The organism is Mycobacterium sp. (assembly GCF_032162105.1).
In the GTDB taxonomy this organism is placed as follows: Bacteria; Actinomycetota; Actinomycetes; order Mycobacteriales; family Mycobacteriaceae; genus Mycobacterium.
The window spans coordinates 1-8922 of record NZ_JAVRPS010000578.1 but is presented as its reverse complement, the minus strand read 5'-3'; the positions used below and the strand labels follow the sequence as shown (position 1 = coordinate 8922).

Annotated in this window: 9 protein-coding genes and 2 pseudogenes; 5 read left to right on the top strand and 6 right to left on the bottom strand. The window is 64.2% G+C overall.

Going from position 1 to position 8922, the window contains the following annotated elements; genetic code table 11:
- The 3 genes and pseudogenes from QOC69_RS29570 to QOC69_RS29560 form a co-directional block, all read right to left on the bottom strand.
- Positions 1–277 (bottom strand): annotated as a pseudogene (locus tag QOC69_RS29570) (hypothetical protein); the annotation flags it as partial.
- Positions 274–3129: an MMPL/RND family transporter gene (locus tag QOC69_RS29565; RefSeq protein ID WP_526446073.1), complete on the bottom strand. Its 2856-nt coding sequence runs from the start codon at positions 3127–3129 to the stop codon at positions 274–276. The gene QOC69_RS29565 and the pseudogene QOC69_RS29570, both read right to left, overlap by 4 nt.
- The gene (locus QOC69_RS29560; RefSeq protein WP_526446072.1) at positions 3108–3551 is read right to left on the bottom strand and encodes an MmpS family transport accessory protein; all 444 of its coding nucleotides are present in this window, start codon (positions 3549–3551) and stop codon (positions 3108–3110) included. The genes QOC69_RS29565 and QOC69_RS29560 overlap by 22 nt, the downstream gene beginning before the upstream one ends.
- Positions 3552–3801: 250 nt before the next feature.
- Here QOC69_RS29560 and QOC69_RS29555 point away from each other — a divergent pair, with 250 nt between their 5' ends.
- From QOC69_RS29555 to QOC69_RS29545, 3 genes are read left to right on the top strand one after another with little or no spacing between them, the layout of a single operon-like run.
- Positions 3802–4299 carry a MarR family winged helix-turn-helix transcriptional regulator gene (locus QOC69_RS29555; RefSeq protein ID WP_526446071.1) on the top strand — a complete coding sequence of 166 codons (498 nt, stop codon included), beginning with the start codon at positions 3802–3804 and terminating at the stop codon, positions 4297–4299.
- 41 nt (positions 4300–4340) lie between these two features.
- Positions 4341–4829, top strand: a complete 489-nt coding sequence (locus QOC69_RS29550) for a hypothetical protein (protein WP_526446070.1) — start codon at positions 4341–4343, stop codon at positions 4827–4829.
- Positions 4718–5143: a hypothetical protein gene (locus tag QOC69_RS29545; RefSeq protein ID WP_526446069.1), complete on the top strand. Its 426-nt coding sequence runs from the start codon at positions 4718–4720 to the stop codon at positions 5141–5143. Before QOC69_RS29550 ends, QOC69_RS29545 begins: the two co-directional genes overlap by 112 nt.
- Here QOC69_RS29545 and QOC69_RS29540 read toward each other — a convergent pair.
- A complete protein-coding gene (locus QOC69_RS29540; RefSeq protein ID WP_526446068.1) occupies positions 5130–5708 on the bottom strand; it encodes an XRE family transcriptional regulator in 579 nt (192 codons plus the stop codon). The two genes, QOC69_RS29545 and QOC69_RS29540, sit on opposite strands and share 14 nt — an antisense overlap.
- A 174-nt stretch (positions 5709–5882) precedes the next feature.
- Between QOC69_RS29540 and QOC69_RS29535 the strand changes: the two genes are divergently transcribed.
- Positions 5883–6767 (top strand): hypothetical protein, encoded by an 885-nt coding sequence (locus QOC69_RS29535; protein ID WP_526446067.1) that lies wholly within the window; start codon positions 5883–5885, stop codon positions 6765–6767.
- On the opposite strand, the gene QOC69_RS29530 is transcribed toward QOC69_RS29535, so the two are convergent.
- Entirely contained in the window at positions 6725–7525 is an 801-nt protein-coding gene (locus QOC69_RS29530; protein WP_526446066.1) for a glycoside hydrolase family 16 protein, read from the bottom strand. The genes QOC69_RS29535 and QOC69_RS29530 overlap by 43 nt on opposite strands.
- Before the next feature lie 45 nt (positions 7526–7570).
- Positions 7571–8635 (bottom strand): aldo/keto reductase, encoded by a 1065-nt coding sequence (locus tag QOC69_RS29525; protein WP_526446065.1) that lies wholly within the window; start codon positions 8633–8635, stop codon positions 7571–7573.
- A 75-nt stretch (positions 8636–8710) separates the two neighbouring features.
- Here QOC69_RS29525 and QOC69_RS29520 point away from each other — a divergent pair.
- Positions 8711–8922: pseudogene (locus QOC69_RS29520) on the top strand (MFS transporter); the annotation flags it as partial.

Genomic DNA, 8922 nt, shown 5'->3' with positions numbered 1-8922 from the left:
AGAAGCATCCCATGGTGAAGAAGGCAGCGGGGATGGTGTAGGCCATCGGGTTCCTGCGGTAATCGATGATTCGCGTGGCGAGGTTCAGTTCGTCCTGCGACATTGGTTCGTCTTTGCGCAGCTTCCGTAGCACCGCTTGGTAGCCGCCGACGTCGTCGCTCATCGGAATGGGCTTTCGACGCAGCAGCCGTCTCGTGTACACGAAGGCCAGGCTGGCGAACACCACTTCGAATGCCAGCGCGACGATCGTCAGAACGCCCCATAGACCCAGATTCATCGCGTCACTGCTGGAAAGTCCGACGGCTGCCGCAGCGGACGTGAACGCACCAATGTGGGCCACCAGAACCAGGGCCCGAGAAGCCTGATGAAGGACGGCACGATGAACGTACGCACGATCAGGGTGTCGAGGAGTAGGCCGATGCAGACGGTGGAACCCACCTGGCCAATGGTCTTGAGGTCGCTGATGAGCAACGCCAGCATGGTGATTGCGAACACCAGACCGGCGGAGGTCACCACGCCGCCGGTGCTCCCGAGCGCGCGGATGAGGCCGGTGTTCAAGCCGGCTCCCACCTCCTCCCTGACTCGGGCGATCAGCAGGAGGTTGTAGTCCGAACCGACCGCCACCAGGATGATGAACGTGATCGGTAAGACCAGCCAGTGAAGGTGCAGGCCGATCAGGTGCTGCCAGACGAGGACCGAGAGACCGAACGCGCCTGCGAACGAGAAGGCCACCGTGCCAGGAATGACCAAGGCGGCCATCAGACTTCGCGTGATGAACAACATGATCAGGAAGATCAGAATGAAGGCGGCGATCGCCACGATGAGCAGATCGGACGCGGCGTAGGTCTTGATGTCCAAGTTGTTCGAGCCCGCGCCGCCGATGTAGATCTTGGCGCCCGCCAACGAGGTTTCCTTCAGCGCTATCTGGATGGCTTCGGGGAACTTCTCGACGTGTTCAACCCCCTCGGGGCCCATGGCGTTGCCCTCATGGGTGACGATGAATCGGGCCGCCTTGCCATCCGGCGACATCATCAGTGTCATACCGGTTTTGACGTCCTCGTTGTCGAAGGCTTCTCGTGGCATGTAGAAGTAGGAATCACTGCGGGACTTGTCGAAGTCGTTGCCCACGTTGATCAAGTCGTCGAAGGTCTGGTCGGTCTGCGTGGACTGTAGATGCGCAGGGCCGTACGAGTTGACGATCACAGCTTGCAACGCGGCCGTCTCGTCGCGTTGGATCTTCAACTGGGTGACCATCTGGGGCATCAGCGCGTCGATGGCCTGAAAATCAGTGACGGCGTTGTGAATCTGTTCGTCGAGGGCGTCGATGCCGTCGAGCCCGTCGAACAGCGATTTGAAGGCGTAGCAGACGGGAATGTCGAAACAGTGCGGCTCCCAGTAGAAATAGGCCTTGAGCGGCCGCATGAAGTCGTCGAGATTCGCGATGTCGGAATTGACCTCGTCGGTGACCGCCTGCAGATTCTCGAAGGTGAGGACTGTGGTGTGCAGATCATCGGCCAACTTCTGGGTCAGGTCGATCGTCTTGCCCAGGGTCTCCACGGTCTCCGCCTGGATCTGGGCCTGTTTGTCCGTATCGCCGTTCTGCGACTGGTTGAAGGGCAGCTGTTGACCGCTGCCGCCGCCCTGCGTGGTGAACAGGTAGGGAATGGTGGCGCGGTCGAGTGGTCGGCCAAGGGGTCTGGTGATGCTCTGCACCATGGCGACGCCGGGAACACGAATGAGGGCGCCCGCCACTCGGTCCAGCGAGATGAAGTCCGCGGAGTTGCGCATGTCGTGATCCGACTCGACCATCAGCATCTCGCTAAATAGCTTGCTGGGCGGGAAGTGTCGATCCGAGGCTGCGAAGCCCTGGTTGGCGGGAGCATCGCTCGGTTGGTATGTGCGGTCGTCGTAGCTCACCCGATAGGTGGGCACGAAGACCGCCCCAATCATGACGACGGCGCAGCTGGCCGCGAGGATGGGCACCGGCCACCGCACCACGCTGGCGGCGATCCGTCGATAGAGATGCCCCCTGACCAATCGCTTCGGGTCGAAGAGCCCGAACAGGCTGCCCACCGTCAGGATGGCCGGCCCGAGTGTGAGCGCCGCCGCGATCGTGAACAGCATGGCGATCGCGACGGCCGGTCCCATGGTGTGGAAGTAGTCGAGTCGCGCGAAACTCAAACAGAAACCGGCGCCCGCGATGGTCAACCCCGAGCCGAGGATGATGGGCGACACACTCCGGTAAGCGGTGTAGTACGCCTCTTCTCGACTCTCGCCGAGTTGGCGGGCCTCCTGATAGCGGCCCATCAGGAAGATGCCGTAGTCGGTTCCGGCCCCCAGGGTCAGCGAGATGGTGATGTTCACCGCGAACGACGAGAGCGGGATGACCCCGAAGTGCCCGAGAGTGGAGACGACGCCCTTGGCGATCAGCATCTCGAACAGCACGGTGGCCAGCGGCATCAACACCGTGGTCGGGGAGCGGTAGACGATCAGCAGCATTGCGATGATCAAGAAGATCGTCACGATCGTGATGTTGTTCAGGCTCGAGTTCGCGATCGTCAGCGTGTCCGAAGCCAGCGGTGCCGCGCCACTGACGTAGACCTTGAGCCCCGGTGGCGGAGTGTCCTTCGCGATGATGTCGCGGACGGCATTGACGGACTTGTTGGCCTCGATCTGCCCGATGTCACCGGCGAGACGCAACAGCACATAGGTGGACTTACCATCGACGCTCTGTGCGCCGGCCGCCGTGATCGGCTTGCCCCACAGATCCATCACGTATTGCACGTGCTGGGGGTCGTTCTTCAGACGCTTCATCAAGTCGTCGTAGTACTGGTGGTCCTTGTCGTCCAACGGCCGGTCACCTTCCAGCACGACCATGGTCAGGCTGGTGGACGTGGACTCCTGGAACTTCTCGCCGATGTGCAGCATCGCCACCTGGGACGGCGCGTACGTCGGAATCATCGGGCCCGCAAGTTCTGCCGCGACGTCCTCTACCTTCGGAATGAAGGTGTTGGTCGTGACGGCGACGAGACCCCAGAAGATGATGATCGGGATGGCGAGGACGCGGACCGCTCTGGGGAAGAACGGTCGGCCGGCCTGATGTGCGCTCACGCGGATTTCACTCTGCAGGTGACGTCCGCGTTCTGACGTGTCGCCGATTGGTCATCGCGGACAACGCCGTTCACCAGCATTCGGCAGTGGACCTCGCCGCCATGGACCTGCGCCGAGATGCTGCCGGAGACGACGGTCAGTGTGGTGGTCTCGGTGTGCGACCAGGGCAACGACGTGATGTCGACCGTGTGGGGATGTCCGTCGATGTCGATGTAGGAGAGCAACCCGCCGTCGCCGAGGGCGCCGTCCAACTCATAGGTGAGCTGCTTGGGCACGAATTCCTCGGGTGCCTGGGGCCCATTGACGGCGAGGACGGGCCCAGGGGCGGACGCCTGATGCACCTTCCACATGCACAGCGCACCCAGGGCGACCGCAATGACGGCGACCAGCGGCAGCCAGACTCGTGCCAGGACAGTCCTGCCCCTTGAACGTTGGCTCATTCGATCACCCCCGGAAACCGGCCACGAACCGATTTATATCCGATACAGGATGCATAGTTCAACCGCAGGGCCGCCTCACGAACGGCCTCACAGGACTTTCCCAGATAGCGCGATCACCTTTTCCCTCCCCGTTTCGGGCGTCTACCAGCAACCATCGGAGCCAGGGGAGGATTCGCCCGATCGATCTGGTGGCGAACGAACCGTGTCCACCGCGTCCACTCCTGCATCACTTCAGTGATATAAATCCGTCATGGATGACGCAGTTGCCGACGGTGCCGATGCCATCGCCGAGATGATCGACCTCGCGAACGACGTGACTTGGCGATACCTGATCGACCGCGACATCCTCAGCGCGAGCGCCGCGCTGTTACTGAACCGGGTGCACCGCGAAGGCCCGATGCGCTTGACGGCACTTGCCGAGGCCGAGGGGGCCAGCCAATCGGGAATGACGCAGTTGGTCCAGCGCTTGGAACGTCAAGGGCTGCTGGAGAAATGGAGCGATCCCGATGACGGCCGAGTGTCGTTGGTCAGGCTTGGCGAGGCCGGCAGGCAGAACTGGGATGCGCGTGCCGCCGTTCGTCGGCAGCGCATCGCGGAGTTGTTCCCCTCGGTGTCCCCAGACGATCAGGTGTCGCTCTGGCTTGCCGCCAAGGTGGTCGTACGCATTCTTGGCCAGATGCGAGAGACCGCGGATTCGCAAGCACGGGTCGGGGCCGATGTCCTCCATGGCGAGCTCCACTCGCCTTAAAGTCCTCTCGCAAATTCCTTTCGGCGTTCGCGAGGTGCATCGTGAAGTACACACTTCGGGCACTGCTCGCCATCGGCCTGCTTGCGGGCTTCTACGTGGTCGGTCTGGCCATCGTCGTGGCACTCGGGTACGCGGCATACCTGCTCACCGTCACCGGAGCGAGGAGCATTGCGGGCTCGGTCTGGATCCTCGTTGCCGTCGTCGCGTTCGCCATCGGCCGCGGCATCTTCTCCGTGCAGAAGCGCACCCACACCGACCCGGTGGGCCACCTCGTCGGAGAGGCCGACCAGCCCGAGCTCTGGCGCGAGGCAAGGGATCTGGCGGAGACCCTGCTCCGCGACCCGCAGGCCGACCTGGCCCGGTTCAGTGACGCCATGTACCGGATTCCGACCTCCGCTCCGTCGCGTTCGAGGAGATGGTGGCCCTTGCCGCCCGGTCGGACGCCGCCGACGACGCTCGGGTCTTCCTCGACGCGCTGCGTGAGCGCGAGGTTCCGAGCCACACCCTCGGCGGCGCCGTCGTTGCGCTGAAGGAGGGTCGGCCCGAGGCGCTGCTCGGGCTTGCGAGCCGCAACGATGACGACCCCGACGCCGCGCGCCGCACGATCGCGAGCGTCCTGGGCGACACCATCGCCCACCGCCTCCTCGACGGAATGGGCGAGCGGCTCGACCCGTGGACCCCGGCCTCCGAGGCGCTCGAGGCGGACGATGCGGTGCCGGCCCTCGACGCTTGGCTCGACCACCACGGCGTACGCCGCGATCTCGAGCTGCCGCCCTCGGACCGCAGCGTCGACGAGCCACCGGCTGAGCAGCGGGTGCGCACGCCGGCGCCTAGCCGGCGTTGACTGATTCGTCGTGATGTTCGTGTTCGTGTTGTTCGTGCTCGTGATGGTCGTCATGTTCGGACTGGTCATGCTCGGACTCGTGGTGCTCGTGATGTTCGGTGCCGGGCACCCCGCCGAGGGCGGCGATGAGCCCCTGCACCTTCGCTGCTTCGTCCACGGTGGGAGTTTCGCCCCACTCGAGATCATCGAGGAGATCGGCGCGCAGCCCGGCCCCGTTGGCCACTTCCTGGGCGGACAGTTTGGCCTCGATGCGCGTCGCGTACAACTGTTGGCCCAGACTCGAACCTGGTGCGGCGGCGGAGTGGGTCATGAGCTTGTCGTAGCGCAGCCGAACATCGCGGAGCGCCACGATCACCGCCGGTGAAGATCTGCTGCGACCGGCAGCTTCGGTCAGTGCAGCCCGCAGTTTTCGCATGCCCGTCAGAACGACGTCCGCGCGCTTGTGAAAGTTCTTGTCCTCCGGGAACGGCAATGCATCGATTGCGGCGGTGTACATGTGCATCGCTGCCTCGGCGAGGCTGACGATGACTGACGCTTCACCTTCCTGCGGCACCGGCTGGCCCATGGGACCTCAATTCTCTAGACGGTCGAGTTCGCACTGCTCCACCTGAGCACGGGTCGACATTGGCGTCAACCGGTAGCGCGTACAGCGCGAGAGCCGCCGCCGGTGATGCAGCTCAGTGTGCGGTTCCCTAGTCTGAACCCGCGTCGCGGGACGCTCGCGCACACGGGAGGAAAGATGACCGGACTAGCGCAATCCGCCACGGACAGCGACATTCCCAGTTCACGCTCGTTCGGTATCTGGCGTGGAATCAGTTGGCTGGTCGCTGGGTGCATGGGCTGCCTGGCCATCGCCTGGTTCGTCCTGTTCGGTCCCGACCAGACGGGTTCAAAGGCGGAGTGGTTCTTCGGCGCCGTCGTCTTCTGCGTTGTCATGGTGTCCATGTGGCAGATCACTAGTATTCAGCGCCGGGCGAGCCAGGACGCCGCCATGGCCGCGGACCGACTACGACGCGAGCTGGCCGCCGCCGAGGAGCGCTCGGCACGTGAACTGGCGCTGATGCAGACACTGCACCGCACCGAGATCGAAGCCCAGCAGGGATTGCACCGCGCAGAGGTAGATGCTCAGCGCGAGCTGGCCCGCGTCGAGCGGATCCACCTACGCAACCAGCTACAGAAGCAGGCGATGATCGAGGTGTCGCGCGCGGTCAACGAGCACACTCAGATGTTGGCGACACTGTGGAACCAGGGCGCGATCATCCTGCGCATCGAGGACCGCGCCGAGCGGGAGTTGGCAATGGCCCCGATCTTCGAACGGATCGGTCAAGTCGTGAACGACTTCTCGGTGGAGCTCTCCAACGCCCATTTGCTCGTCGAGGACGACCGCCTTCATGACGCGCTGAACGGTGTCAGCGAGGCCGCCTTGATGGCGATCCGCGTCGCAGAGGATCTACACGTTGCCGTCGTCGACGGACGTGCACCGGAGCCCGGGGCCATCGCGCCCGTACAGCGGCTCATGCACGCGAGGGCCGCGGAGGCTCGGCGCCTTGCGTGGGATTTGCTCCGCAATGGGCTCGAGTCCTACCAGACCCGAACCCAGTCGACGAGCATGTCCGCCGGGTAGGTGCCTCCTCGGGGATCGCCGCCGCCGGAACCGGCAACCGCGAGGTTCAGGATTGGAAAGAGCGTGTAACCCGGTGCGCTGAACGGCCAGTCGGGCAAGGCGCTGGCCGCAACGTTGAAGTACGGTTGCGCGCCATCGGTGTAGTCCTTCCAGAAGCGGATACCGTTCGCGTCCCACTGGGTGCGCCAGGTGTGCCACCCGCTGTCCACCGCGATGGTCTGGCTCTCGTGTTCTCCGCCGTTCAGCTTCGCGTGGACGGTGGTGCCTGGGGCCCAGCTGCCGTTGCCGTACCACTCCATGATGTCGACTTCGCCGCCGTTGACGGGATCGTTGTTGGCCAGGTACCAGGCGGGCCACGCGCCCGGGGTGAGGCAGTTCAGCTTGATCCGGGCTTCCCAGGTGGTGCCGATGGGTCCCCGGTACTTGCCGAAGAGCTTGCCGCTGTAATAGGTGTTGCCGTCCTTGGCGGCGTGGATCACCAGATTGGATTTGCCGTCGAGGAAGAGGTTCCGCCGATCGTCGCGGTATTGGCCGACGTTCTCGGGCAGCTCCCAGAAGGTCGGGTCCTCCATCGACTCGCGTTCCGTGGCTGGCTCCCACTTGGAGTAATCCGGGGCTGAGCCGGCGGGGCCGTCGAACTCGTCGCGAAAGAGATAGGTGGTTGGCGGCGCAGCGTGGGCGGCGGGCATGGGCATCGCGGCCGCCAGCGCGGCGATGCCGGCCAGGGAAATCGCGTGGCGACGATTGATATCAGGCATCCCAACAGGAAAGCCGGTATGCCCGCCAGGTGCAAACGGCCCGCGTCATGCGATGCGGCGGCGCCTCAGGAACGGATCGGTCAACGACGGCGACAGATAACCCTGATCTGCTCGAGAAATCGTCGACCCAGGCGGCACGATCTCGTCGATCCTGTCGAGGACGTCCACGGACAGCGTGACGTCGGCCGCGCCGATCTGGGACTTCAGATGATCCAGCGTGCGCGGACCGATGATCGGCGCGGTGACCGCCGGATGCTGCATCACGAAGGCGATCGCCAGGTGGATCAGCGACAGCCCGGCATCGTCGGCCAGTTGCCCGAGCGCATCGGCAGCGTCGAGCTTGCGCTGGTTGTCCGGATTGGACAGGTCGTACCGGGCAGGCATCCGGTTGCGGCGACTGGATTCGGGAAGGTCCTTGTCCTTGCGGTAGCCGCCGGTGAGCCAGCCACCGGCCAGCGGGCTCCAAGGCAGCACACCCATCCCGTACTCCTGCGCGACCGGCAGAACGTCGGCCTCGATCCCGCGGACCAACAGTGAATAGGGCGGCTGCTCGGTGACGAACCGGCCGAGGCCGCGCCGTTCGCTGACCCATTGCGCGTTGACCATCTGGTGGGCGGGAAAAGTCGACGAACCGAACGCGCGGATCTTGCCCTGTCGCTGCAGATCGGTGAGCGCTCCCAGCGTCTCTTCGACGTCGGTGTGCGGGTCGGGCCGGTGAATTTGGTACAGGTCGATCCAGTCGGTGTTCAGCCGGCGCAGGCTGTTCTCGACCTCGTGGATGATCCAGCGCCGGGAGTTTCCGCGCTTGTTCGGGTCGCCCTTGGTGCCCACCGGCGCATCGACCGGTACACCCATCTGGATGTTGACCTTCGTGGCGAGCACCACGTCGTCGCGCCTGTTGCCCGCGAGGGCCTTGCCGACGATGATCTCCGATTCGCCCTGCGAGTAGACGTCGGCGGTGTCGATGAAGTTGATGCCGGCATCCAGAGCGGCGTGGATCGTGGCGATCGACGTGTCGTGGTCGGGTTCGCCCCAACCTCCGAACATCATCGCGCCCAGGCACAACGGGCTGACTTGGATTCCGGTTCGTCCGAGGCTGCGGTAGTCCATGAATCCGACATTACGCACCGCTGCATACCTGGAAAGCCGCTGTGAGGTCGGGGTGGGATCCGTTACCTTCCCAGAATGAGCGATGAGACGCCGAGCGGCGTGACCGGTCCGACACGCGCTCCGACGAGCACCAAGCGGGCGGTGTTCAACACCGTCAGAGGCTCCGCGGGAAACCTCGTCGAGTGGTACGACGTCTACGTCTACACCGTTTTCGCCAGCTATTTCGAGGCGCAGTTCTTCGACAAGAACGACACCAACTCGACGGTGTACATCTACGCGATCTTCGC

Coding starts and splice junctions, on each gene's coding strand:
- QOC69_RS29555 (WP_526446071.1), top strand. CDS start 3,802: ATGGATGACGCAGTTGCCGACGGTGCCGATGCCATCGCCGAGATGATC.
- QOC69_RS29535 (WP_526446067.1), top strand. CDS start 5,883: ATGACCGGACTAGCGCAATCCGCCACGGACAGCGACATTCCCAGTTCA.
- QOC69_RS29560 (WP_526446072.1), bottom strand. CDS start 3,551: ATGAGCCAACGTTCAAGGGGCAGGACTGTCCTGGCACGAGTCTGGCTG.
- QOC69_RS29530 (WP_526446066.1), bottom strand. CDS start 7,525: ATGCCTGATATCAATCGTCGCCACGCGATTTCCCTGGCCGGCATCGCC.
- QOC69_RS29540 (WP_526446068.1), bottom strand. CDS start 5,708: ATGGGCCAGCCGGTGCCGCAGGAAGGTGAAGCGTCAGTCATCGTCAGC.
- QOC69_RS29525 (WP_526446065.1), bottom strand. CDS start 8,635: ATGGACTACCGCAGCCTCGGACGAACCGGAATCCAAGTCAGCCCGTTG.